The organism is Bacillus sp. EB106-02-03-XG38, from assembly GCF_058792175.1.
This window is the reverse complement of sequence record NZ_JBYTED010000006.1, coordinates 26,053-51,495: the sequence shown is the minus strand read 5'-3', so window position 1 is coordinate 51,495 and position 25,443 is coordinate 26,053. Positions and strand designations below refer to the sequence as shown.

Annotated in this window: 29 protein-coding genes; 9 read left to right on the top strand and 20 right to left on the bottom strand. The window is 36.1% G+C overall.

Annotated features, from left to right (window positions below):
- Positions 1 to 404: 404 nt before the first annotated feature.
- Positions 405 to 1,340, top strand: coding sequence for a heme A synthase (ctaA, locus tag AC3WTI_RS23075; RefSeq protein WP_001188732.1), 936 nt, complete (start codon positions 405 to 407; stop codon positions 1,338 to 1,340).
- 86 nt (positions 1,341 to 1,426) lie between these two features.
- Here the strand turns inward: ctaA and pyc are convergent, their stop codons facing one another.
- The 3 genes from pyc to AC3WTI_RS23060 all read right to left on the bottom strand — a co-directional run bounded on the left by pyc (position 1,427) and on the right by AC3WTI_RS23060 (position 6,802).
- Positions 1,427 to 4,873, bottom strand: a complete 3,447-nt coding sequence (pyc, locus tag AC3WTI_RS23070) for a pyruvate carboxylase (protein WP_097840548.1) — start codon at positions 4,871 to 4,873, stop codon at positions 1,427 to 1,429.
- 334 nt (positions 4,874 to 5,207) lie between these two features.
- Complete coding sequence (gene ftsW / locus AC3WTI_RS23065; protein ID WP_097840549.1) at positions 5,208 to 6,389, bottom strand: putative lipid II flippase FtsW; 1,182 nt, start codon at positions 6,387 to 6,389, stop codon at positions 5,208 to 5,210.
- Positions 6,390 to 6,514: 125 nt separating this feature from the next.
- Positions 6,515 to 6,802: an Fpa/YlaN family protein gene (locus tag AC3WTI_RS23060; protein ID WP_000135695.1), complete on the bottom strand. Its 288-nt coding sequence runs from the start codon at positions 6,800 to 6,802 to the stop codon at positions 6,515 to 6,517.
- Positions 6,803 to 6,952: 150 nt separating this feature from the next.
- On the opposite strand from AC3WTI_RS23060, the gene AC3WTI_RS23055 reads away from it, so the two are divergent.
- The gene (locus AC3WTI_RS23055) at positions 6,953 to 7,450 is read left to right on the top strand and encodes a molybdopterin-binding protein (RefSeq protein ID WP_097840550.1); all 498 of its coding nucleotides are present in this window, start codon (positions 6,953 to 6,955) and stop codon (positions 7,448 to 7,450) included.
- Between the two features lie 47 nt (positions 7,451 to 7,497).
- Here the strand turns inward: AC3WTI_RS23055 and AC3WTI_RS23050 are convergent, their stop codons facing one another.
- Together AC3WTI_RS23050 and AC3WTI_RS23045 are read right to left on the bottom strand one after the other, a co-directional pair.
- The gene (locus tag AC3WTI_RS23050) at positions 7,498 to 8,826 is read right to left on the bottom strand and encodes a PhoH family protein (protein ID WP_087958545.1); all 1,329 of its coding nucleotides are present in this window, start codon (positions 8,824 to 8,826) and stop codon (positions 7,498 to 7,500) included.
- A gap of 240 nt (positions 8,827 to 9,066) precedes the next feature.
- The gene (locus tag AC3WTI_RS23045) at positions 9,067 to 9,528 is read right to left on the bottom strand and encodes a pyridoxamine 5'-phosphate oxidase family protein (RefSeq protein WP_087958544.1); all 462 of its coding nucleotides are present in this window, start codon (positions 9,526 to 9,528) and stop codon (positions 9,067 to 9,069) included.
- Between the two features lie 145 nt (positions 9,529 to 9,673).
- Between AC3WTI_RS23045 and AC3WTI_RS23040 the strand changes: the two genes are divergently transcribed.
- Positions 9,674 to 9,874, top strand: coding sequence for a YlaI family protein (locus AC3WTI_RS23040; RefSeq protein WP_033662466.1), 201 nt, complete (start codon positions 9,674 to 9,676; stop codon positions 9,872 to 9,874).
- Between the two features lie 35 nt (positions 9,875 to 9,909).
- Here the strand turns inward: AC3WTI_RS23040 and AC3WTI_RS23035 are convergent, their stop codons facing one another.
- The 3 genes from AC3WTI_RS23035 to typA all read right to left on the bottom strand — a co-directional run bounded on the left by AC3WTI_RS23035 (position 9,910) and on the right by typA (position 12,496).
- The gene (locus AC3WTI_RS23035) at positions 9,910 to 10,185 is read right to left on the bottom strand and encodes a hypothetical protein (RefSeq protein WP_087958543.1); all 276 of its coding nucleotides are present in this window, start codon (positions 10,183 to 10,185) and stop codon (positions 9,910 to 9,912) included.
- Positions 10,186 to 10,199: 14 nt separating this feature from the next.
- Positions 10,200 to 10,502 carry a YlaH-like family protein gene (locus AC3WTI_RS23030; protein ID WP_087958542.1) on the bottom strand — a complete coding sequence of 101 codons (303 nt, stop codon included), beginning with the start codon at positions 10,500 to 10,502 and terminating at the stop codon, positions 10,200 to 10,202.
- A 149-nt stretch (positions 10,503 to 10,651) separates the two neighbouring features.
- On the bottom strand, positions 10,652 to 12,496 hold the full coding sequence (gene typA / locus AC3WTI_RS23025) for a translational GTPase TypA (RefSeq protein WP_000914759.1): 1,845 nt from the start codon (positions 12,494 to 12,496) through the stop codon (positions 10,652 to 10,654).
- A gap of 140 nt (positions 12,497 to 12,636) precedes the next feature.
- Here typA and AC3WTI_RS23020 point away from each other — a divergent pair, with 140 nt between their 5' ends.
- Complete coding sequence (locus AC3WTI_RS23020; protein ID WP_000400130.1) at positions 12,637 to 12,816, top strand: DUF5325 family protein; 180 nt, start codon at positions 12,637 to 12,639, stop codon at positions 12,814 to 12,816.
- A 42-nt stretch (positions 12,817 to 12,858) separates the two neighbouring features.
- Here AC3WTI_RS23020 and AC3WTI_RS23015 read toward each other — a convergent pair whose 3' ends face one another.
- The gene (locus tag AC3WTI_RS23015; RefSeq protein WP_087958541.1) at positions 12,859 to 13,650 is read right to left on the bottom strand and encodes an inositol monophosphatase family protein; all 792 of its coding nucleotides are present in this window, start codon (positions 13,648 to 13,650) and stop codon (positions 12,859 to 12,861) included.
- An 88-nt stretch (positions 13,651 to 13,738) separates the two neighbouring features.
- Positions 13,739 to 13,927, bottom strand: coding sequence for a YkzI domain-containing protein (locus AC3WTI_RS23010; RefSeq protein ID WP_001250164.1), 189 nt, complete (start codon positions 13,925 to 13,927; stop codon positions 13,739 to 13,741).
- Between the two features lie 206 nt (positions 13,928 to 14,133).
- Between AC3WTI_RS23010 and AC3WTI_RS23005 the strand changes: the two genes are divergently transcribed.
- Positions 14,134 to 14,760 carry a YktB family protein gene (locus AC3WTI_RS23005; RefSeq protein WP_087958540.1) on the top strand — a complete coding sequence of 209 codons (627 nt, stop codon included), beginning with the start codon at positions 14,134 to 14,136 and terminating at the stop codon, positions 14,758 to 14,760.
- A gap of 81 nt (positions 14,761 to 14,841) precedes the next feature.
- Here AC3WTI_RS23005 and AC3WTI_RS23000 read toward each other — a convergent pair whose 3' ends face one another.
- Positions 14,842 to 15,111 carry a UPF0223 family protein gene (locus tag AC3WTI_RS23000; protein ID WP_087958539.1) on the bottom strand — a complete coding sequence of 90 codons (270 nt, stop codon included), beginning with the start codon at positions 15,109 to 15,111 and terminating at the stop codon, positions 14,842 to 14,844.
- Between the two features lie 367 nt (positions 15,112 to 15,478).
- On the opposite strand from AC3WTI_RS23000, the gene speA reads away from it, so the two are divergent.
- Both speA and AC3WTI_RS22990 read left to right on the top strand, forming a co-directional pair.
- Positions 15,479 to 16,951, top strand: a complete 1,473-nt coding sequence (gene speA, locus AC3WTI_RS22995; RefSeq protein WP_048530694.1) for an arginine decarboxylase — start codon at positions 15,479 to 15,481, stop codon at positions 16,949 to 16,951.
- A 75-nt stretch (positions 16,952 to 17,026) separates the two neighbouring features.
- Complete coding sequence (locus tag AC3WTI_RS22990) at positions 17,027 to 17,857, top strand: protein-glutamine gamma-glutamyltransferase (protein WP_087958538.1); 831 nt, start codon at positions 17,027 to 17,029, stop codon at positions 17,855 to 17,857.
- Positions 17,858 to 17,891: 34 nt separating this feature from the next.
- Here AC3WTI_RS22990 and AC3WTI_RS22985 read toward each other — a convergent pair whose 3' ends face one another.
- From AC3WTI_RS22985 to AC3WTI_RS22970, 4 genes are all read right to left on the bottom strand, one after another.
- Positions 17,892 to 18,020 (bottom strand): GapA-binding peptide SR1P, encoded by a 129-nt coding sequence (locus AC3WTI_RS22985; protein ID WP_048530698.1) that lies wholly within the window; start codon positions 18,018 to 18,020, stop codon positions 17,892 to 17,894.
- 44 nt (positions 18,021 to 18,064) lie between these two features.
- Complete coding sequence (locus AC3WTI_RS22980) at positions 18,065 to 18,193, bottom strand: GapA-binding peptide SR1P (protein WP_000536800.1); 129 nt, start codon at positions 18,191 to 18,193, stop codon at positions 18,065 to 18,067.
- A 59-nt stretch (positions 18,194 to 18,252) separates the two neighbouring features.
- A complete protein-coding gene (locus tag AC3WTI_RS22975; RefSeq protein WP_000536778.1) occupies positions 18,253 to 18,381 on the bottom strand; it encodes a GapA-binding peptide SR1P in 129 nt (42 codons plus the stop codon).
- A 194-nt stretch (positions 18,382 to 18,575) separates the two neighbouring features.
- On the bottom strand, positions 18,576 to 18,872 hold the full coding sequence (locus AC3WTI_RS22970) for a DUF3055 domain-containing protein (protein ID WP_048530699.1): 297 nt from the start codon (positions 18,870 to 18,872) through the stop codon (positions 18,576 to 18,578).
- Positions 18,873 to 19,000: 128 nt separating this feature from the next.
- Between AC3WTI_RS22970 and AC3WTI_RS22965 the strand changes: the two genes are divergently transcribed.
- Entirely contained in the window at positions 19,001 to 19,393 is a 393-nt protein-coding gene (locus AC3WTI_RS22965; RefSeq protein WP_087958537.1) for a DUF1885 family protein, read from the top strand.
- 1 nt (position 19,394) lies between these two features.
- Here the strand turns inward: AC3WTI_RS22965 and AC3WTI_RS22960 are convergent, their stop codons facing one another.
- The 5 genes from AC3WTI_RS22960 to pdhA all read right to left on the bottom strand — a co-directional run bounded on the left by AC3WTI_RS22960 (position 19,395) and on the right by pdhA (position 24,755).
- Positions 19,395 to 19,622, bottom strand: a complete 228-nt coding sequence (locus AC3WTI_RS22960) for a hypothetical protein (protein ID WP_048530702.1) — start codon at positions 19,620 to 19,622, stop codon at positions 19,395 to 19,397.
- A 235-nt stretch (positions 19,623 to 19,857) separates the two neighbouring features.
- Positions 19,858 to 21,270, bottom strand: a complete 1,413-nt coding sequence (gene lpdA, locus AC3WTI_RS22955; RefSeq protein WP_061678278.1) for a dihydrolipoyl dehydrogenase — start codon at positions 21,268 to 21,270, stop codon at positions 19,858 to 19,860.
- Positions 21,271 to 21,275: 5 nt separating this feature from the next.
- Positions 21,276 to 22,565, bottom strand: a complete 1,290-nt coding sequence (gene pdhC / locus AC3WTI_RS22950) for a pyruvate dehydrogenase complex dihydrolipoyllysine-residue acetyltransferase (protein ID WP_087958536.1) — start codon at positions 22,563 to 22,565, stop codon at positions 21,276 to 21,278.
- A 93-nt stretch (positions 22,566 to 22,658) separates the two neighbouring features.
- On the bottom strand, positions 22,659 to 23,636 hold the full coding sequence (gene pdhB / locus AC3WTI_RS22945) for a pyruvate dehydrogenase complex E1 component subunit beta (protein WP_000068166.1): 978 nt from the start codon (positions 23,634 to 23,636) through the stop codon (positions 22,659 to 22,661).
- A 3-nt stretch (positions 23,637 to 23,639) separates the two neighbouring features.
- Entirely contained in the window at positions 23,640 to 24,755 is a 1,116-nt protein-coding gene (gene pdhA, locus AC3WTI_RS22940; RefSeq protein ID WP_000536893.1) for a pyruvate dehydrogenase E1 component subunit alpha, read from the bottom strand.
- Positions 24,756 to 25,268: 513 nt separating this feature from the next.
- Between pdhA and AC3WTI_RS22935 the strand changes: the two genes are divergently transcribed.
- Positions 25,269 to 25,415, top strand: coding sequence for a YjcZ family sporulation protein (locus AC3WTI_RS22935; RefSeq protein ID WP_048530707.1), 147 nt, complete (start codon positions 25,269 to 25,271; stop codon positions 25,413 to 25,415).
- Positions 25,416 to 25,443: the final 28 nt, after the last annotated feature.

Genomic DNA, 25,443 nt, shown 5'->3' with positions numbered 1-25,443 from the left:
AACATTGTTAACCCATTCTACTACTAATCTACGCCCATACTCCAATATATTAAATCATATTTCCCGAACATTTTGTGAAGAAAACATGAACTTTTTGTGTCGAATGTAAAAAACTTAATTGTTACTTATCCATATCATAACATGATGTTACCTTCTATCATAAACTTTTTTGTCATATTTAACACGTATTCTCCCCATTTCTTTTCAAAATAGCCTATTTTTCACCTAAAAATTTCCTTATATATCTTATTTCCACACCCATTTTCTCTCCCCTGTCTCCACCCGCCATTTCTTTGCTATTTTATTATTTTTTATATATCATAGGAACTAGCGCGTTTTATTCTATACATAATGGAATGAAAATATTTCGCAATAACTTCATAGCAGAAAGATGGTGAAAGAGATTGCAACGCTTTATTAAATGGTTAGCAGTCATTACGAGTCTTGATTTATTAATAGTTTTATTAGGAGGCGCCTTAGTTACAAAAACAGGTTCTGGTCAAGGATGCGGTAAATCATGGCCACTTTGTAACGGTGAATTTGTTCCATCTAATTTATCAATGGAAACTATTATTGAACTAAGTCATCGCCTTACATCAGGATCAGCAGGAATTCTTGTCACTCTCCTTTGTATTTTGTCCTGGAAATATTATAAACATGTGCGCGAAACAAAAACGTTAGCAATTTTATCCTTCGTATTTTTAGTTGCACAAGCATTAATGGGAGCCGCAGCAGTTGTTTGGGGCCAAATGCCAGCTGTACTTGCTATCCATTTCGGTATTTCCTTAATTTCATTTGCTTCTGTTATTTTATTAACGTGTCTGATCTTTGAAATTGACCAAAAATTTGATGCACGTTCACTTATTATGGACAAAAAAATGAAATTTCATATTTACGGTGTAACAATTTACTGTTATCTCGTTGTCTACACAGGTGCTTTAGTACGTCACGAGCGAGCTAGCTTAGCCTGTCCAGACTTTCCTTTATGTAGCAAAAATAGACCTATGCCAACTCAGTTACATGAATGGGTTCAAATGGGACATAGAGTTGCAGCGATGTTAATTTTCGCTTGGATACTATACGCGATGATTCTCGCTATTCGTCATTACAAGCAGCAGCCTGTCGTATACTGGGGATGGATCATTTCATTTATCCTTGTTACACTTCAAGCTATCGTAGGAATTTTAGTCGTATTTACAAATGCTAGTTTAGCAATGGCATTATTACATTCGCTATTCATTTCTTGCTTGTTTGCAGTACTATGCTATTTAGTTATGTTAGGTACAAGAAGTAAAGTGAATGCAAAAGAAGCTGCATCAACTTCTAAACAAACAAAATAAATCCACATTAAAATACCTTGCCGAATTGGCAAGGTATTTTTTCATAATAAAGAAAAAGAGCTGCATTTACACAGCTCTTTCCTATTTTAGTGATCTAATTCAATAAGTAAGTCACCCGTTTGAATTGCATCTCCATCGTTAACATAAACTTTTTTCACTTTACCATTGAACGGCGCTTGAACTGTCGTTTCCATTTTCATCGCTTCTGTAATTGCCATAGAATCGCCTTTTTTCACTTCATCGCCTTCTTTTACAACTACTTTAATAACCGTTCCTGGCATTGTTGCGCTAATGTGGTTTGGATTTTCACGGTTTCCTTTCACACGTTGTGCCACTGTTGCTTTCACACTTTCGTCTTTCACAACAATCTCACGTGGTTGGCCGTTAAACTCCAAGTAAAGAACACGATTTCCATCTGGCTGAGGCTCTCCAATTGATACTAGTTTAACCATCAACGTTTTACCTTGTTCAATTTCCACATCGATTTCTTCACCAAGTCTCATACCATAGAAGAATGTCGGTGTATCAAGCACAGATACATTTCCATAAAGCTCAGCAACTTTTTCGTAATCCATAAACACTTTTGGATATAATGCATATGCAACTACATCAAAAATCGTCACTTCGCGTCCAAGTTTATGGAATAGTTCTTCTTTTAGTGCATCGAAATCTACTGGCTCTAATAATTCACCTGGTCTTACTGTTAATGGCTCTTTTCCTTTTAAAATAATTTCTTGTAACTTTTTCGGGAAACCACCATATGGTTGTCCTAAATCTCCTGAGAACATTTCAACAACAGATCCCGGGAAGTCCATAGAATGCCCACGCTCTAAAACATCTTGTTCTGTTAAGTGATTTTGAACCATAAATAATGCCATATCGCCGACAACTTTTGATGATGGTGTTACTTTAACAATATCACCAAACATGTCATTCACGCGGCGATACATTACTTTTACTTCATCGAAGCGATCTCCTAAACCAACCGCTTTCGCTTGTTGTTGTAAATTACTATATTGTCCGCCTGGCATTTCGTGCATATATACCTCTGTATGAGGAGCATTCATACCACTTTCAAACGGTGCGTAGTATTTACGTACATCTTCCCAGTAATGAGATAGTTTTTCTAATGAATCTATATTAACGTCTGGCTGTCTTTCATTTCCACCTAACGCATAGTATAGCGTGTTCGCACTTGGTTGTGACGTTTGGCCAGCCATAGAACTTACTGCTACATCGACAATATCAACACCTGCTTCAATTGCTTTCGTATACGTTAATATACCGTTCCCACTCGTATCGTGTGTGTGCAGGTGAATCGGAATCGATACCGTCTCTTTTAATGCTGAAACTAAATCATATGCTGCATTTGGTTTTAGTAAGCCCGCCATATCTTTAATACCTAAAATGTGAGCTCCTGATGCTTCTAACTCTTTTGCTAAGTTTTTATAGTAATTTAAATCATATTTACTACGTAACGGATCATGAATATCTCCCGTGTAGCACATAGTTGCTTCTGCAATTTTACCAGTATCTCGTACAGCATCAATTGCGACTCTCATACCTTCTACCCAGTTTAAGCTATCAAAAATACGGAACACATCAATTCCAGCTTGAGCAGAACATTCCACAAACTTTTGAATTAAATTATCCGGATAATTTTTGTAACCAACTGCATTTGAAGAACGAAGTAACATTTGGAATAAAACGTTTGGCATTTTTTCACGAAGATCTAGTAATCGTTCCCATGGATCTTCTTTTAAGAAACGATACGCAACATCAAACGTTGCACCGCCCCACATTTCCGCTGAGAATAGGTTCGGTAACATTCTCGCTGTCGGCTCTGCAATTTGATGTAAATCTTTTGTACGAATACGAGTTGCAAGTAATGACTGATGTGCATCACGGAATGTTGTATCCGTTAAAAGTACACGTTTTTGATCTTGTACCCATTTTACTAATCCGTCCGCTCCACGCTCATCCAAAATTTGTTTCGTTCCATTTTGGATTGTCTCAGAATGTAATACATTCGGTATACGAGCATCTGGGAAAATTGGTTTCTCTTTTTTCCCTACTCCTGGGAAACCATTTACTGTTACTGTCCCAATGTAATTTAACATTTTCGTTCCGCGGTCTTTACGTTTCGGGAACAAGAATAATTCAGGTGACGCATCAATGAATGAAGTGTCATATTCTCCTGATAAGAAGTTTTTATGTTTTACTACATTCTCTAGGAATGGAATATTTGTTTTAATACCACGAATACGGAATTCTTTTAAGTTACGTTCCATTTTCGCAGCAGCTTGTTCAAAAGTAAGTGCCCATGTTGTAACTTTTACAAGTAAAGAATCATAGTACGGTGTAATAACAGCACCTTGGAAACTATTACCTGTATCAAGACGAACACCGAAACCACCACCTGATCGGTATGCCATAATTTTTCCTGTATCCGGCATGAAATTATTTAGTGGATCCTCAGTCGTTACACGTGATTGTATTGCAAATCCATGTACAACAACTTCCTCTTGCTTTGGAACACCGACTATTTTGCTATGTAATGCATGTCCATCAGCTATTAAAATTTGTGATTGAACGATGTCTACTCCTGTAATCATTTCTGTAATCGTATGTTCTACTTGAACACGTGGATTTACTTCAATGAAATAGAAGTTATCATCTTTTACAAGGAATTCAACAGTTCCTGCGTTTAAATAGTTTACATTTTTCGTTAACTTTACAGCAGCGTCACAAATACGTTGACGCAAATCATCTGAAAGTGACACACTAGGTGCAATTTCTACAACTTTTTGATGACGACGTTGTACAGAACAGTCTCGCTCGTATAAATGAACAACATTACCCTCTTCATCTGCTAAAATTTGAACTTCTATATGTTTAGGTTTTTCAACGAATTTTTCTACGTATACTTCATCATTACCAAAGGCTGCTTTTGCTTCTGACTTCGCTCGATTATACGATTCTCTTAATTCTTCACTAGTACGTACAATACGCATACCACGACCGCCACCGCCAAGGGAAGCTTTAATAATAATCGGGTAATCATACTTTTCAGCAAATTCTTCGACTTCTTCTATTGAATCTACTGGACCATCACTACCAGGAATAACTGGAATTTGTGCTAGCTGCGCTTGTGTTCTTGCTTTCACTTTATCTCCAAACATATCTAAATGCTTACTCTTTGGACCAATAAAGATAATTCCTTCCTCTTCACAACGTTTTGCGAATTGAATATTTTCTGACAAGAAACCATATCCAGGGTGGATTGCATCTACATGATTACTTTTCGCAATCTCAATAATGCCCTCAATATCTAGATAAGCATCAATTGGCTTTTTCCCTTCCCCAACTAAATAGGACTCATCGGCTTTATAACGATGATAAGAACCACTATCCTCTTTAGAGTAGATTGCAACTGTTTTTAATCCAAGTTCCGAACAAGCTCGAAACACACGAATTGCAATCTCTCCACGGTTAGCTACCAATACTTTTTGAATACGTTGCAGCTTTGTCATGATTTTCCCCCTCTACTTTCCTACCACTCTAGAGATAAAATATATACACACCATAAAGAGCGTGAAGTTCTTCACTTTCTACATTATATTATACTTAGAAAGCTTCACTTTATTTTTATCCATCATACCTTATTTTTTAACAAATGATAAGTTTTCTGATCAATTTGTTTCACAAAAATAGTATAGCATAACTCTTCCTTTTCTAACAACTTAATTGTATATCACATTAAATTAAATGTGATATATTTTTTAGTATTGATTCGAATTAATATATCACATTTAAAATTTCTTAAAAAATAAAAAACACATCGCGCTTTAAAGCACAATGTGTTTTTTATTTCACAACTACAAGACGTGGTCCACCTTGTTCTCTTTCTTTCATTTCCTCATTTTGCTGTTTCTCTTGCCGTTTTACATGACTAGCAATATTTAATAATATACCCATCGCAATTAGATTAGCCAATAAAGAACTACCGCCATAACTAATAAACGGTAAAGGCACCCCAGTAAGCGGTATTAATCCAGACATACCACCAACATTAACAAAGGTTTGTATCCCAAGTAAACTTGCAATTCCGATCGCAATTAAACTCCCAAATGGATCTTTACATTTTTGCGCCACTCTAAACGACCGAATGATAATAAGTAATAAACAGATTAAAATGATAGCTACTCCTATAAACCCTAGTTCTTCAGATATAATCGCCATAATAAAATCCGTTTGCGGCTCTGGTAAATAGCCATACTTTTGTATACTGTTTCCTAGTCCTCTACCATTTAACCCACCTGAAGCAATTCCAATAAAGGAATTAACTAATTGAAATCCATCATTTTGAGGATCACTAAATGGATCAAGAAAAACTGAAAATCGCGCTTTTTGGTATTTACTTAATTTATAGTCCCCAATAAAATACAACGCAGGAATCCACACGACAGATGTTAATAAAAATCTTTTTATCCACAAATTAACATTAACTCCTGAACAGAAGAACATAATTAACACTGTTCCACCTATTAATATGTCAGTCCCTAAGTCATTTTGTAATAAAATTAATATCACCGCTCCACCGACAACAAATAGGGGAGGTATTATCCCTTGAAAAAAAGGTGTTTGCCTCTCTTGTTTCTTAGCAAAAAAACTTGCTAGCGTAATAATAACTACAATTTTTACAAACTCTGCTGGTTGTATACCTAGTATCCATCCTTTTGCACCATTGATTTCCTTGCCGAAAAGGAGAGCTGCTGTTAGTAATACAATACTCCCTAGCCCCATCGCTGTTAGAACTATTTTTTTCCTCCACAATTTGTAAGGGATTATAACAATAATCACAAGCATTACCGTTCCAATAGCAAGAGCAACTAATTGTTTTTTAAAAAAGTGATCTGCTGGCCAGTTATATTTCGACAAAATTGCGACAATGGAACTAGAACTATATACCATTATAACTCCCAACACACATAAGATAACAAGAGGAAGTAACAATGAGTAATCCATTGATTTCCATACTCTTTTCATTTCATTTCCTCTCTCTGTTTCAATTTAATTATTGTTGTATTCCATATGTACATTGATTCTTCCTGCTTTATTATACAAATAAAAAGCCCAAACTTTTTCAGTTTGAGCCCCCTTATTTGAACCCGTTATTGTTGTTTGTTTGTAAATGCTTCATGAAGTGCAGATAACTCACGTTCAAGCTCTCCTAACATTGCTTTCCCTTGTTCTTCTGCAATAAGACCAAGGCGAACTGCAAAATCGACCTCGCGGGATAGTCCAAACATTTGTGTGTCTAACACTTCTTCATATAATGGACATTGCGGCATTGTAAGATGGTCCATTTGCACCTTAATAAGTCTTAAAATCTTCTCCGCATCCGCTTGTAGAAGGGCTAGTGCCTTTTCCTGATGATTTGATACTGTCTCAGACGCCAAATTGATTCCCTCCGTTTCCGTCCTACTCTCTCCTATCTATTAATATTAGCGATAGTTTTAATAAATTGCAATAGAAACATTTTTTGTGACAATAGTGTCTAATACTATTATACTGAAAAGTGGGAGTATAACACAAATGGGGGAACAACAATGAGCGAAATTTTATTTATTAATGGAAAAGTTCGTTTTCCAATCACTATCGATCCAACCGTTTGGATCTTTGATGATCGAAAAGTAGATTTGACAACTTACTTTGATGAAACGAGAGAAAACATATCAGAACTAGAAACTTATTTAAAAAATACTTCAGAGCATTGGGATCGCGAAATTCGTGATGGCGCTGCGTTTCCACCGATACAACAAAGTGTAAAGAAATATAAAAAAGAACAGCTAATTACTGGAACATTCGGTATACCATTCCATCCTTTTCTTGCTAACGCCGAGATTTTAGATGACGCTACGCATGTCGATATTGAAACAGTAGATCAAACAATAACGCTTCCATTAGAAACTGTCAAAAATGCTATTCTTGGTTTTTCAAAAGAAGGGAAACCATTAAAAGAAGATGGACCCGTTCATCTATATTACAATGATGGATCTAATAGACAAAACCCGATCCGTAACATTCGTAAATTTACCATTATTTAACGTGTACATGCGAAAGAAAAAAGGAGTGAGCCAAGGCTCACTCCTTTTTATAATAAATCTGCTGCTAGTTGAGCTAAATTAGATCGCTCCCCTTTAACAAATTTCACATGACCACTAATACGTTGCTCTTTAAACTTCTCTACAACATATGTTAAACCGTTATTATACTCATCCAAATACGGATGATCAATTTGCTGAGGATCTCCCATTAATACGATTTTACTTTTTTCTCCTACCCTTGTTAATATCGTTTTTACTTCATGCTTCGTTAAATTTTGTGCTTCGTCAATTATAATGAACTGATCTGGAATACTTCTTCCGCGTATATAGGTAAGGGCCTCTACCTCAATCGAGCCCATTCCAGCTAAAATAGCATCTAACTCTCCTGGCTTTTTCGTATTAAATAAATACTCTAGATTATCAAAAATCGGTTGCATCCACGGTCTTAACTTTTCTTCTTTTTCTCCTGGTAAATAACCGATATCTTTTCCGACCGGAACAATCGGCCTTGCAACAAGTAGCTTTTTATATAACCCTAAATCTTCCGTTTGCATGAGTCCCGAAGCTAAAGCTAATAATGTTTTTCCTGTACCAGCTTTCCCCGTCAACGTTACTAGCGGAATATCTTCACGGAGCAACAATTCTAATCCCATAATTTGCTGCACATTTCGTGGTCGTATTCCCCATACTTGTTCATTGTGAAAAATAAGTTTCTTTACCTTCTTACCTAAATGATCCACAATGCCAAGTGCTGAACTAGATCCCCCTAATGCATCTTTCATTACTACAAACTGATTTGGATAAAAAGGATGATTTGCAATTTCGGATAAAGGCAATTCACCCTTTTCATAAAAAGAATCCAATTGCTCTTTTGATATATACCCTTCTAAAAATCCTGAATATATATTGTCTACTTCAATTACACGATCGCTTAAATAATCTTCCGCTTTCAAACCAATTGCATCGGCTTTTACCCTTACGAGCACGTCTTTACTTACTAAAATAACAGACTTCCCGTCCTCTTTTTCTTGTTCTTCTAAAGATAGATTTTTTGCTACAGCTAAAATCCGATTATCATTTGTCTTTTCTACAAAAATATCTTGTAGTTGAACAAATGAACGATGATTTAATTCAATACGAAATGTACCGCCGTTTTCTAGCGGAATACTTTCATGCAGCTTTCCTATTTCACGAAATTTGTCTATTAACTTAGATACATAACGAGCGTTTCGTCCTACTTCATCCATATAACGTTTTTTCGAATCAACCTCTTCTAATACAACTGCTGGAATCACTACTTCATTGGTTTCAAATGAAAAAATAGATAAAGGATCCTGCAAAAGTACATTCGTATCTAACACATAAATTTTATCCAACCTGTTACCCCCTGACTCCACTTTTAAATTTGTAGAACAAGGGTTTCATCCATAAAATATGGACGAACCATTGTTATAATTATATGTACCGTATAAACGAGGTAGAATCGAAATTCATAGCCATTAAACCTTTTATTTATTTTTTATTCATTTCTATTCAATATATTACTTTTAATTATAATTATTAACATAAAATCACAATAACTGATTAAAAAAGTTTTTAACTGACTTTCTTATTTATCACATTGATAATTCTTTTATCCCTACTAACACTTGGTTATCCAGCTTTTTCGCTGCACGAATATCATATGTTTTTTCATACGTTGGCTCAGTTGCAAGTTTCGCTCCATAAAACATAACATCACGCACTTCTTGTACATTTACTTCTATTACAGTTAATTTTAGAGGAATGCCTTCCATTCTATCAGTCAAAATTTCACCTGCACCACTTATGGAAAATACGGATTCATTCGCCATTATAGTCAATACCACCCCAGTACTATGCCGTATATTTTCCACAATACGTGAACGTTGATCTACTGCAAATCGAATACTAGTTTCACTCACTGCATACACCCAAGAAATAGCACTTACGTTAGGAACTTGTTTTTCGAAATCTGTTGTTGCTACCATAACAATACACTCTTTACGTAACGTTTGTACCAAATCATCTGTTAATGTAGGCTCTACTACATTCGCCATATTTCCACCTCCAAATATACTTAATATATCCTTATCATAACTTATTTTTTGAATTGCGAAAATATTATTTTTTCCCACTATTATTCAAAAACATTATACTTCCATGATATACTTGTACTGATAGAATTCGTATTGAGGTGACGAAATGAGAGTCAAATGTATGATTTGTGATAAAAAAGATATGTTAGATGATGAAAATCCTATGGCAAAAAAACTGCGTAATCGCCCTATTCATACATATATGTGCATGGAATGTTCGGAACGAATTGCTGAGCGTACTATAGAACGCCATGCGAGTGGTAATTTCCGATTATATCGTGATAAAAAAGTAGAAGACGATTGGTAAAACTCAAATAAGTCCTTATCTATATGATTAAGGACTTATTTGTATTTTTCTGGTTCACGATTCATTTGGTCCAAGAAACAATCAATAGCTTCTAATGGAAACCTTGCAGATTTTCTTTCTCCATTGATTTCATATGAAATCAAATACATTTCTTCGTTCTTTTCAACTTCCACATTCTTTAATTTGTGCTCTTCATATATCATGTTTTGAAATAGTATATACGTTTCTTTTGCTGCATTATCATCTGGACGTGCTTCGGCAACTGTTTTAATTGTTAACCAATTATATAATGCATCTTGCACTGAACGCATAAAACTCCACCCCTTCATCCTGCTTTTTGTTGTCTCGCTTGATGTAATCGCAACCTATAAATCCCAAGCACAATTGCTGCTACAACAAGCCCCTCTCCAACAGGTAAAAAAACTGCAAAGAAAGTTAAAACTGTACATCCAATCGCTAACGATATATATATCACTATATTTTTTACTATTGATAGTTTTCTTGCAAAACCTAAATTATACACAAGTGCACTTAATATAATAATAACGCCATACAGTAACCACATCCCTAGTTCTGGATTTTCATCAACTTTACATAATTTCGCAAAAAACGACATCCTTTCTAACATCATTTATCCCCCTTTCTTACAAATTTTATTTATGTACTTAATACAAGAGTAACCCGCAAAAAAAATACTGTCCACAAAAAAGAGTAAATATTCCAAAAATAAATACAATAAAAAAACAGCTACCTCTCAGAGGTAGCCGTTCTAATATTTTACGCTTCTACAGATTTCTTTTTCTTAGCAGCTCTTTCGCGCTCGCTCTTATCAAGAATCTTTTTACGTAAACGAATTGATTCTGGAGTTACTTCACAGAACTCGTCATCGTTTAAGTACTCTAATGACTCTTCTAAAGTCATTAAGCGTGGTTTTTTCATTGTTGAAGTTTGATCTTTCGTTGCAGAACGAATGTTAGTTTGTTGTTTCATTTTTACAACGTTAACTGTTAAATCATTCTCACGAGTGTGCTCTCCAACAATCATACCAGCATATACTTCTGTACCTGGTTCAACGAAGATTACACCACGGTCTTCAACTTGCATAATACCGTATTGTGATGCTTTTCCTGTTTCAAGTGAAACTAGAACACCTTGGCGACGTCCACCAACTTGTCCAGCGTGTACTGGTTGGTAGCAATCGAATGTATGGTTTAAAATACCGTAACCACGAGTCAATGTTAAGAATTCTGTTGTGTAACCAATTAAACCACGTGCTGGGACCATAAAAGTAAGGCGAACTTGACCGTTTCCGTTATTCACCATATCTAACATTTCACCTTTACGTGCACCCATAGATTCCATAATAGAACCAGTGTATTCTTCAGGTACATCGATTTGTACGCGTTCTACAGGCTCACATCTTACGCCATCAACTTCTTTAATGATTACTTCTGGCTTAGATACTTGTAGTTCATAACCTTCACGACGCATGTTTTCAATTAGGATAGATAAGTGTAATTCTCCACGTCCAGATACAATCCAAGCATCCGGAGAATCTGTATTATCTACACGTAAACTTACATCTGTTTCTAATTGTGAACGAAGACGCTCTTCAATTTTACGAGATGTGATGTATTTACCTTCACGACCTGCAAATGGACTGTTATTTACAAGGAACGTCATTTGTAGTGTTGGCTCATCAATACGTAATAATGGTAACGCATCTTCATGCTCAACTGGACATACTGTTTCACCAACGTTAATGTCTTCCATACCTGAAACGGCTACTAAGTCACCAGCTTTTGCTTCTTCAATTTCTTGACGTTTTAATCCAATGTAACCGAATAATTTTGTTACACGGAATTGTTTTACACTTCCGTCAACTTTCATTAAAGCAACTTGTTGTCCTACTTTCATTGTACCGCGGAATACACGGCCAACCCCAATACGTCCAACATAGTCATTGTAATCAAGAAGTGCTACTTGGAATTGAAGTGGCTCTTCGCTGTTATCGATTGGCGCTGGAATATGTTCAATAATTGTATCAAATAATGATTTCATATTCTCTTCTTGATTTGCCGGGTTTGAATCTAAGCTTGCTGTTCCGTTCATTGCTGATGCAAATACAACTGGGAACTCTAATTGATCTTCGTTTGCACCAAGTTCGATGAATAAATCGATTACTTCATCAACTACTTCATCAGGACGAGCGAAGTCACGGTCAATTTTGTTTACAACTACGATTGGAGTTAAGTTTTGCTCAAGAGCTTTCTTTAAAACAAATCGTGTTTGTGGCATACAACCTTCATATGCATCAACAACAAGTAAAACACCATCAACCATTTTCATGATACGTTCTACTTCTCCACCGAAGTCAGCGTGACCTGGTGTATCTAAAATGTTAATTCTTTTATCTTCATAGTGAATCGCTGTATTTTTTGCTAAAATTGTAATACCGCGTTCTCTTTCTAGATCATTTGAATCCATTGCGCGCTCTTCAACGTGTTCGTTTGCACGGAAAGTCCCCGCTTGACGTAATAACTGGTCAACAAGTGTTGTTTTACCATGGTCAACGTGGGCAATAATTGCTATATTACGTAAATCTTGTCGTTTTTTCAACATGTCCAACTCCTAATGTCTTTTTAATCCTTCTCTATTATAAGAGCGAAGGGGATACAATAGCAATTAAAATAAAATCAAGAATGAAAATATAGTTGTATTCTTACTTTTGTGAAAGTAAAATGAGATTGGAGGGTGAAGAAATGGAACACATTCAATATCGCTTTTTATTAACTGCAATTATCGGTGTTATCTTCTTAATCGGTATCGGCATTATGGTTGCTGAAAATAGTCCAATCGGTGTTATTATTTGCATTATCGGCACATTTGTTACAGTTGGATACGGTTTTGTAACAAAAAGAAAAATGCGAAAATCGCAATAACGTCAAAAAGTAAGAAGCGTGTATACAGCCTCTTACTTTTTTTTACTCCGATATAAACGATAACACTTCTTCATACACCCCTGGTTTCGCAACTAATACGCTGCTCTTCTCTACAATAGAAAGCGTTGCTCCAGAGAATGTTGTCACCTTGCCTCCAACTTCCTCCACTATTATCTGCCCCCCGCCAAAATCCCATGGTGATAATCTCGGCGTTACATATGCATCTATTCTCCCTGTTGCAACGTATACCATCTCTAATGCTGCACAGCCATATGATCTTGTTCCCCTAGCTTTCTTAACAAGTGCCATCATACTTTCCATATTAAGCAATGGATTGTCGGTAAGCCATATCGCATTTAACGCTACAATCCCTTGCTCTACAGTCCCTTTTTCTAATAAAGGTATTGGTACTTCATTGCAAAATGCTCCAGTCCCTTTTAGCGCATGATATAATTCATCATGAACTGGATCATAAATAAGTCCAATTTTTCCGATACCGTTCTCATAAATTCCAATTGAAATTGCAAAATTTCTCTTTTGATGAACAAAGTTCATCGTGCCATCAATTGGATCAATTAACCAAACAACCCCATCAGAAGAAGTTACCTCATCTCCATAACCTTCTTCCCCTAAAATATTATGATTCGGGAATGTCTCTTTAATTTTCCCAATTAAAAACTGTTCTATTTCTCGGTCCATATTTGTTACTAAATCAGCTGCATTGGATTTCGTTTCTATAATAAGTGCTTTTTTCATTGATGCCATTAAACGCTCTCCCGCATCTCGAATCCACTGTTTGGCGTGTGCATCGATGTCTTTCCATACTTCTTGCATGTTTAAACACTCCGATCTATACTGTTCACAGAAAAAACGAACCCTTTATAAGGTTCGCACCAACTAATTTTTTATACATATACTATTATTACGCTTCTAAACGAATCATTTCAAGTCTTAACACTTCTAACTTTTGTACACACTCTTCTTTTTTCTGTTTATCATCTTCCATCATCGCATCATATAAAGTTGCTAATTCATAATCTAGCTCCAAACGTAGCACCGGAATTCTCTTTTCAGCATCTGTTCTCTTTAACGCATTAATCACCTGTCTCATATTATTTGCCTCCTCCCAATATTCGTTTGCCCTCGGACTAGAATTGATTCAATTTTCTGATTTTTTGTTTTATACTATACTATGTTGGATAAATCATCTATGCAACAAAATTATATTTTTTTATTTAAATTTTTTTGTGCTGTTTTTTTTATGAATAGTACAAGCTATGCTAAAATAAAAGCAAAATAGGAGTTGGAGGAACAATCATGACACTACAAACATTCAAATCAACTGATTTTGAGGTTTTTACAGTTGATGGTCTCGAAGAACGAATGAGTGCAATTAAAACGAACATTCATCCTAAGCTAGAAGCTTTAGGGGAACAGTTTGCAGCATATTTATCAAAACAAACTGATGAGAACTTTTTTTATCATGTCGCGAAACATGCACGTCGTAAAGTCAATCCACCAAACGATACTTGGGTTGCTTTTTCAACAAATAAACGAGGATATAAAATGCTGCCACATTTCCAAATTGGATTATGGGGTACTCATGCCTTCATATACTTTGGTTTAATCTATGAGTGTCCACAAAAAGTGGAGACGGCTCACGCCTTCTTAGAACATTTAAATGATTTAAAAACAAATATTCCAAATGACTTCGTTTGGTCCATTGACCATACTAAACCAAGTGTAAAATCACATAAAACACTTGAAACAGAAGACTTACAAAAGATGATTGAACGCCTAGCTACTGTAAAAAAGGCAGAATTATTAGTTGGTATCCATATATCACCAGAGGAGTTTTCAGCAATGACCAACGAACAATTCCTTGCTAAGATTGAATCTACGATGCAATCACTCCTTCCTTTATATGCACTTTGTAATCGATAGTAGAAAACGGACAATTTATATTGTCCGTTTTTAGTTGTTATCACATTATATCACTTCAGTTTTTATTTTTCAAAATATTTTTTACATTTTCACAAGCTTTTGTTCTTCAGTATCTTTCGCCCTTTGAATCGCACGGTATATAGAATACCCACTTACTTCTTGAAACTCCTTATCAATTTTCTTTTCTTCTGCTTTCGATGGAACAATCTCTTTAAAACGACGATATAATCCCATTAATTCTTCCCTTGTAATCCCTTTTTCATATACTTTCTCAATTGCTTCATAAAACTTCACAATTGCAACCATTTCTTCATTTGACCAATCATAATCTAACGGATATTGATATTCCATTTTTGCACCTCATTCATCATTTCTTCTTATTTTAAATATGCTATCTTAAAGGGTTTTTTCTTCTTCACTATAGCCACTTTGCATTATACACTATTTATTCTTAATGATGGAATTCTCTTCCTCTGTACGTAAGTTCGAAATAACTATTTAACTTATCCACTATAAAAATATTTTTTTCTATACATCTATAATTATTGGTGATATAATGCTTTTGTTTTATAAAAAATATAGTGAACCTACCATCTCAAAAACACTTTTGTGAATGGCAGAAAAACAAGCCTCATACTAAAAAGGACTTAACTTTTTTAGAACAGGATTATATAAAACAAATTACACTAAATATTAAGAAGAAGAAGGGGTGTATAGATTGTCCCAATACGAAACACCATTGTTTACCGCTTTAGTTGAGCACAGTAAGCGAAATCCAATTCAATTCCATATTCCAGGTCATAAAAAAGGACAAGGCATGGATCCTACATTTCGCGAATTTATTGGGCATAATGCATTAGCAATTGATTTAATTAATATTGCGCCGCTTGATGATTTACATCATCCAAAAGGTATGATTAAAGAAGCACAAGATTTAGCAGCCGCTGCATTCGGTGCAGACCATACTTTTTTTTCCATTCAAGGTACAAGTGGTGCAATTATGACAATGGTGATGAGCGTTTGCGGTCCTGGTGACAAAATCCTAGTACCAAGAAACGTGCATAAATCAGTAATGTCAGCTATTATCTTCTCAGGTGCAAAACCGATTTTTATGCATCCTGAGATTGATCCAAAACTCGGTATTTCACATGGAATTACAATTAAATCTGTCAAAAAGGCGCTTGAAGAGCACCCAGATGCGAAGGGCTTACTTGTTATTAACCCAACATACTTTGGCTTTGCTGCCGATTTAGAACAGATTGTACAATTAGCACATTCTTACGATATCCCTGTACTCGTTGATGAGGCTCATGGTGTTCATATTCATTTTCACGATGAATTGCCGATGTCAGCGATGCAAGCTGGGGCTGATATGGCGGCAACAAGTGTTCACAAATTAGGAGGATCTTTAACGCAAAGTTCTATTCTTAATGTGAAAGAAGGCCTTGTGAACGTAAAACATGTTCAATCTATTATTAGCATGCTTACGACTACATCAACTTCTTACATCTTATTAGCATCTCTTGATGTTGCTAGAAAACGTCTTGCTACAGAAGGAACTGCACTCATAGAACAAACAATACAATTAGCAGAACAAGTTCGTAATGCTATAAATGATATTGAGCATCTTTACTGTCCTGGTAAAGAAATGCTAGGTACGGATGCTACTTTTAACTATGATCCTACAAAGATAATTGTATCTGTAAAAGATTTAGGTATTACAGGCCATCAAGCTGAAGTATGGCTGAGAGAGCAATATAATATTGAAGTAGAACTCTCAGATTTATACAACATACTATGTCTTGTCACTTTCGGGGATACAGAAAGTGAGACGAATACACTTATTGCAGCATTACAAGATTTAGCAGCAACATTTAGAAATAAAGCTGATAAAGGTGTTCAAATACAAGTAGAAATTCCAGAAATACCAGTGCTAGCACTTTCTCCACGAGATGCTTTTTATTCGGAAACAGAAGTCATTCCATTTGAAAATGCAGCCGGTCGTATTATAGCTGATTTCGTTATGGTTTATCCACCAGGGATTCCAATCTTTACTCCGGGGGAAATTATTACGCAAGATAACTTAGAGTATATTCGTAAAAACTTAGAAGCAGGTTTACCTGTACAAGGTCCTGAAGATATGACATTACAAACATTACGTGTGATTAAAGAGTACAAGCCTATCAGTTGATAGGCTTTTCTTTCACCCTTTTTCCCTTTTCTCATACGATATTATGTAATGTAACGTATAGGTGGGGATACTATTATGATTGTAATAGGCCGTTCTATTGTACATCCTTATATCACAAATGAATATGAGCCATTTGCAGCTGAGAAACAACAAATTTTATCTATAATGGCAGGAAATCAAGAAATCTATTCCTTCCGAACATCTGATGAACTCAGCTTTGATTTAAACTTGCGCGTTAATATTATTACTTCTGCACTAGAACTGTTTCAAAGTGGATTTCAGTTTCGCACATTTCAACAATCCTTTTGCAACCCTCAGTATTGGAAAAGAACGTCACTTGGAGGATTCGAGCTCCTTCCACACATACCCCCTTCCATTGCCATACAAGATATTTTTAAAAACGGAAAACTATATGGAACTGAATGTGCCACCGCAATGATTATTATTTTTTACAAAGCTTTACTATCATTGTACGAAGAAGAAACTTTCAACCACCTCTTTGCAAACCTTTTACTTTATACATGGGACTACGATCAAGATTTAAAACTCATAACAAAAACGGGTGGCGATCTTGTACCAGGTGATCTCGTTTATTTTAAAAATCCACAAGTGAATCCAGCTACAATTGAGTGGCAAGGAGAAAATACTATCTATCTAGGAAATTTCTTTTTTTACGGACATGGCGTAGGTGTAAAAACAAAAGAGGAAATTATATACTCGTTAAATGAACGACGAATCCCTTACGCTTTTATTTCAGCTTTTTTGACCGATACTATTACCCGTATTGATAGCCGTCTCATGAGCCACTACGCTTCTCCTAAAGCTCCACAGACATCCATAGGGTTTATTCCAATTCGAGATGATGCAATCGTTGCAACAGTTGGCAATACAACTACAATTTATTAAAAAAGCGCCTACATATGTAGGCGCTTTTTCTTATTTAAGCTTTTGCATGTTCTTTATGGTCACACTCGCAATGAGATCCACATTTTCCGTAAAGTACTGTTGATTTTTCATCTTCAAAATGTCCGATTGTTCCTTCACATACTTGGCATACGATTGTTCCCATTTTTATTTCCCCCTGAGTTTTAATAATAATCTACTTATTTATAATTAAGCTTTCGCCTTATCTTTATTAGCACAGTCACAATTTGTACCACATTTCCCGTAAAGCACAGTCGTTTTTTCATCTTCAAAATGTCCGATTGTTCCTTCACATACTTGGCATACGATTGTTCCCATTTTTCATTTCCCCCTAAGTTTATGGTCCTAAAAACTTTTAGCTGTCCATTTCCTATTAATTATTGGGCTTTTGTATGCTCTGTGTGATCACATCCGCAAGATCCACATTTCCCGTAAAGTACCGTTACTTTTTCATCCTCGAAGTGTGCAATTGTACCTTCACAATCTTGACATACGATCGTTCCCATTTTTCATTTCCCCCTAAGTTTATAATCCCAAAAACTTTTGTAACCGCTTAACTTTCTGTCTTTATTTTAATATGTTATACTTTTTACGTCAATAGGTTTTTAGTATAACACATTAAATATTTTAAATTTAAATTAGTATGCGATATTCAAACAAAAAAACAGCCATATTTATACGTACGACTGTTTTACATTATTTATTCTTCATATTCTGCATGCAAAGATGTAGATGGAACTAGAAATGAGAAAAACTGAGCTAACTCCGCTGCTTCACCTTCTGATCCTAATTTAAAAATTTCCTGTATATGTTGAACATTCTCTACATCATCTCGTCCAAGTAAAGTAGATCTTCCTGTTTGCATGCAAACAATGAGTGGCTTTCCAAAAAACATATTTGTATAAATAACACCAAAATCATAACGAGTATCATGTGTCATAAACCCCAAAAATCGTACCTTCACACTTTCATGCTCATCATACAATTTTTCAAACATTGATTTCCACCTTTCTCCATCACCTTTTATTTAGTATATTAAACAAAAAAAGTAATACTCCTTTTAATTGTCAAAAAATTCAGTAGGATGTAGAATGATAGTATTCTACTAAGTTAGGGGGAATTTATATGCAACATGCCTTTATTACGCTTGTACCTAAATCCAGTCAACAATCTGTTTCAATAGATGATATAAAACAACTTTTTCATTACTATCAAACAGTTACTTCCAAAACCGGTGTTCAAATTAATTACGCTTATACAAATACCGCTTTTCCCTATGAAATTTTAGATACATCAGAAACAACATTAAAACTACAATCTACTCACGATCGATATGACTCCATTTATGTTGGTATCGGTATAGAAAAGGAACGAACTTTTATTCAGGTTTCTTTACCACCTAATGCGACATTTGGTGATAAAGGAAAAGCAAATGAATTTTGCCGTTTTCTAGCGAAGAAATTAGAAGGAGAGTTACAATTATTTAATGGAAGAACAATGTATTTCTATAAACGTTAATTTAAAAAATAGAAAATATGATTAAGAAAAGTATGCAATTTGAACACGTAAGAAATAATGCCTGCTTTCTAATTTGCAATACAAAATATGCGATTACATATGCTAAATAAAGAAACACAAAAAATAGAATTACTTTATAATGCAACTTATCACCATTTGACAATGATAATACAACGGAAAAACCACTCCATAATAAAAAATGATAAAATATAACATGTAATCTTCTCATGGAACCTTCTCCTTTGACATGCTCTATTTTATTAATATATGGGATTATGTTTGAATCAATTACATATTATACGAAAGCATATGTAGCTTTTGAATTAATATATGTTCTAATCATTCAATTAAAGTATTATATATTCATTCGACAACTACATATAAAGACCTTGCAAGCCGTTTTTATTAAAATAAAAAATAGCCCATCTCTTTAAATAAGAGATGGGCTATTTTCATTACTTAAATTATTTTACAATGTGAATTGGCATTCCAAGAGCAACTTCAGCTGCTTCCATTGTGATTTCACCTAATGTTGGGTGAGCATGGATTGTTTGAGCGATATCTTCTGCAGTCATTCCTGCTTCGATAGCTAAACCAATCTCAGAGATAATATCAGAAGCGCCTGCACCTGCAACTTGAGCACCTACAAGAAGACCATCTTCTTTACGTGTTACAAGTTGTAGGAAACCGTCAGTGCTGTTTAATGATAACGCACGACCGTTTGCAGCGAATGGGAACTTAGATACAGCTACTGTCATTCCTGCTTCTTCAGCTTGTTTCTTAGTGTAACCAACAGATGCTAATTCTGGATCAGTGAAGCATACTGCAGGAATTCCGATGTAATCGATTGCTGATGCATGGCCACTGATTGCTTCAACAGCTACTTTACCTTCGTAAGAAGCTTTGTGAGCTAATGGTGGTCCAGGAACGATATCACCGATTGCATAGATGTTTGGTACGTTTGTACGACATTGCTCATCGATTTCGATGATGCCGCGGTCAGTCATTTTAACTCCAACTTGCTCAAGACCGATTTCTTGAGTGTTTGGACGACGACCTACAGTTACTAATACGTAATCTGCTTCTACAGTTTGGATTTCACCTTTAACTTCGAAGCTAACTTTTACGCCAGTTTCTGTTTCTTCAACGCCTTTAGCCATAGCTTTTGTATGGATATTTACGTTACCTTTCTTTTGAAGAGCACGTTTAACAACAGAGCTCATAGCTTTTTCGAAACCAGCTAAGATTTCGTCGCCAGCTTCTACTACAGTAACTTCTGTACCGAAGTTAGCATATGCAGTACCTAATTCCATACCGATGTAACCGCCGCCGATTACAACAAGTTTTTTAGGAATTTCAGGTAAGCTTAAAGCACCTGTAGAGTTGATAACACGTTTAGAGTATTTGAATCCAGGAATTTCGATTGGTGTAGAACCAGTTGCAAGAACAGCATTTTTAAACGTGTAAGTTTGAGCTGCATCTTCAGTCATTACGCGTAATGTGTTAGCATCTACGAAGTAAGCTTCACCGCGAATAATTTCAACTTTGTTACCTTTAAGAAGGCCTTCAACACCGCCAGTTAATTTCTTAACTACGCCGTTTTTCCATTCTTGAACTTTTGTAAAGTCAACTTTTACGTTCTCTGCAGTGATACCCATGTCATCAGAATGCATTGCATTCTCATAACGATGACCTGCATTGATTAACGCTTTTGAAGGAATACATCCAACGTTTAAGCATACGCCACCAAGGTTAGCTTTTTCAATAATTGCTACCTTTTGACCTAATTGTGCTGCACGAATTGCCGCAACGTATCCACCAGGACCTGCACCAACAACGACTGTATCTAATTCAATTGGGAAATCTCCTACTACCATTGTTATTACGCCTCCATTACTAATAATTGTGGGTCATTCAATAGACGTTTAATTTGGTTTAATGCTTTTTGAGCAGTTGCGCCGTCAATTAAACGATGGTCAAAGCTTAGAGATAATGCTAATACTGGAGCTGCAACAATCTCACCGTTTTTCACAACTGGCTTCTCAGCGATACGGCCGATACCAAGAATTGCTACTTCTGGGTGGTTGATAACTGGAGTGAACCATTGTCCACCTGCAGAACCAATGTTTGTAATTGTGCAAGAAGCACCTTTCATTTCAGCCGGAGCTAAACGACCTTCACGTGCTTTACCAGCAAGATCATTGATCTCGTTAGAAATAGTGAAGATTGATTTACGATCTGTATCTTTAACAACTGGTACTAATAGACCTTTGTCTGTATCAGCTGCGATACCGATGTTGAAGTAATGTTTATGAACGATTTCTTGAGAAGCATCGTCTAAAGCAGTATTCAACATTGGGAATTCACGTAATGCAGATGTTAAAGCTTTAACAACGTATGGAAGGTAAGTTAATTTAATACCTTTGTCAGCTGCAACAGCTTTGAACTTCTTACGGTGAGCAACAAGCTCAGTTACATCAACTTCATCCATTAATGTTACGTGAGGAGCTGTGTGCTTAGAGTTAACCATTGCTTTTGCAATCGCTTTACGGATACCACTCATTTTCTCACGAGTTTCTGGATATTCACCAGCTGGAATTGGTTGTGCTTTTGGTGCTTCTTCTTTCGCTGCTGCTGGAGTAGCTTCTACTGCTGCTGGAGCCTCAGTTGCTGCTACTGCTTGTCCACCATTTGCAAATGCATCGATGTCAGCTTTTACGATACGGCCGTTCTTACCAGAACCAGCTACTTTATGAATGTCTACGCCGTTTTCACGAGCATATTTACGAACAGATGGCATAGCGATTACGCGCTCATTTACCACTTCTGCAGTTGCTGCTGGAGTAGCTTCCGCTGCTGGAGCTTCTACTGCTGCTTCTTCAGCTTTTGGAGCTGCATCATGATCGTCACCTTTAAATTTAAGGTTTTCGTATCCAGGAGCATCAAATTTAATTAATGTATCTCCTACGATTGCAACTGTTCCTTCTTCTACAAGTACTTCAAGTACTTTACCTTTAACTGGAGAAGGGATTTCTACTACTGCTTTATCATTTTGTACTTCAAGAAGTACATCGTCTTCGTTTACTTCATCGCCTGGTTTAATAAACCATTTTACGATTTCACCTTCGTGGATACCTTCACCGATATCTGGTAGTTTAAATTCAAATGCCACGGAATTCAGCCCCCTGATTCATTTCATTATTATAGAATATGTACAAAAGAAACCAGCATGTGCTGATTTCTTTTGCACATGAAAAGCTAAAAATTAGAAGTTCATTACTTTGTTAACAGCTTCAACAATATCTTTATGGTTTGGTAACCATACGCTCTCAGCTTGAGAGAATGGGAATACTGTATCAGCAGCTGCAACACGTACAACTGGAGCTTCTAAGTTTAAGATTGCACGGTCGTTAATTTCCGCTACAACGTTAGCTGCAATACCAGCTTGTTTTTGTGCTTCTTGAACTACAACTACGCGGCCTGTTTTTTCAACAGAAGCGATGATTGTTTCGATATCTAATGGTTGAACTGTACGTAAGTCAACAACCTCTAAAGAGATACCTTCTTTTTCAAGTTCTTCAGCAGCTTTTAATGCAGCGTGAACCATAGCACCGTAAGCGATAACAGATACATCTGTACCTTCACGTTTGATATCAGCTTTACCTAAATCAATTGTGTATTCGCCTTCTGGTACATCTTGACGGAATGAACGGTACAATTTCATATGCTCTAAGTAGATAACTGGATCGTTGTCACGAATCGCAGAGATTAAAAGACCTTTTGCATCATATGGAGTAGATGGAATAACAACTTTTAGACCAGGTTGTTGAGCCACTAATCCTTCTAAGCTATCAGCATGTAGTTCAGGAGTATGAACACCGCCACCGAATGGAGAACGAACTGTTACTGGAGCAGTCCAACGTCCACCAGAACGGTAACGCATACGAGCTAATTGACCAGAAATTGAATCCATTACTTCATATACGAAACCGAAGAATTGGATTTCTGGAACTGGACGGAATCCTTCTAGTGCAAGTCCAACTGCAAGTCCACCAATACCAGACTCTGCAAGTGGAGTATCCATTACACGATCTTCACCGAATTCAGCTTGTAAACCTTCAGTAGCACGGAATACACCGCCGTTTACACCAACGTCTTCACCAAACACAAGTACGTTAGGGTCATTTTTCATTTCAACGCGTAAAGCATCAGTGATTGCTTGAATCATTGTCATTTGAGCCATGGCTTACTTCGACTCCTTTTCTTTGTAAATTTCATATTGTTCAGCTAAGTTGTAAGGCATTTTTTCGTACATGATTTCCATTAAATCAGTAACTTTTTGTTTTGGAGCTTGGTCAGCCTTAGCAATTGCTTGTTTGATATCTTCTTTTGCTTCTTCGATTACTTTCTCTTCAACTTCTTGAGACCATAGGCCTTTGTTTTCTAAGAATGCACGGAAGCGTACGATTGGATCTTTTTGTTCCCATTCGTTCTCGATATCTTTTGTACGGTAACGAGTTGGGTCATCACCAGCCATTGTATGTGGACCGTAACGGAATGTTAAAGTCTCGATTAAAGTAGGGCCTTCGCCGTTTACTGCGCGCTCACGAGCGAAAGCAGTTGCTGCGTATACAGCTAATGGGTCCATACCGTCTACTTGAATTCCGTAAATACCTGCTGCTACTGCTTTTTGAGCTACAGTTTTAGCTGCAGATTGCTTTTCTACTGGAGTAGAGATTGCATAACGGTTGTTTTGTACAACGAAGATTGCTGGAGCTTTGAATGCACCCGCAAAGTTCATACCTTCGTAGAAGTCACCTTGTGAAGCACCACCGTCACCAGTGTAAGTAATTGCAACAGATTTTTTGCCACGTAGTTTCATACCTAACGCAACACCAGCAGTTTGGATGATTTGCGCACCGATGATGATTTGTGGAGCAAGTGCATTTACGTTCTCAGGCATTTGGTTACCCATGAAATGTCCACGAGAGAATAAGAATGCTTGGTATAATGGTAAACCGTGCCATACTAATTGTGGCACATCACGATATCCTGGTAAGATGAAATCTTCTGCTTCAAGTGCGAAATGACTTGCTAATTGAGAAGCCTCTTGTCCAGCTGTTGGTGCGTAGAAACCTAAACGTCCTTGACGGTTTAAAGAAATAGAACGTTGATCTAGTACGCGAGTATACACCATACGGCGCATTAATTCTTTTAATTGATCATCAGATAATTCAGGCATAGCTGCTTCATTCACAACTTCGCCTTTTTCATTTAAAATTTGTAATGTCTCAAATTGAGCTGCGATAGCTTTCATTTGCTCATCAACATTAAATAGGGTCTTTTTTGTTTTAGTACCCATTCCGTTCACCTCTTCCTCTCTTGAACCATATTCTGAAACGCTTTCACTATCTATTGGCTAGACTGAAAACGCAACAATGTAAACCAACAAATTTATTTGTCGGTTGAGAATAATTTTGTGTACCTAACAATCTGTACTAATGTTTTTTCAGAAACATATTAATACAATCTTGATCACGTTTTTTAGTTTACAACTATTCTAATTACGATGTCAATTACTTTGAATACGTTTTTTTATAAATAATCTGCAGGTCTCTTCTACACAAACGTGTTTTTATTTTTCACATCTGTATTAGTAAGCATTAACCCGCTGTTATATTATTCCCTTTTTAACTTGTTTTTTCTCTTAGAATAATATGTAAACGATTTAATTCTCTTTAGTTTTTCTCTCTTCTTAGTAAAAATATACAAACTCTTCTTCCTTTTATAGGTAATTACCCATACATTTCTACTCTTCCCTCCATACATTATAGTAACCGCAATATTAGCGGGAAATGATAAAGGAGGTCATCTCATGTACGGATACTCATATTGCTATCCAACTTGTTCAACCCCTTCCTACGGTTATGGCGGTTCTTGTGGCGGGTCTGGACGCGGCTTCGCCTTAATCGTTGTGTTGTTTATTCTTTTAATTATCGTTGGTGCTGCTTGCATTCGCTAATGTAAAACGAAACAACTATGGAAAGAAA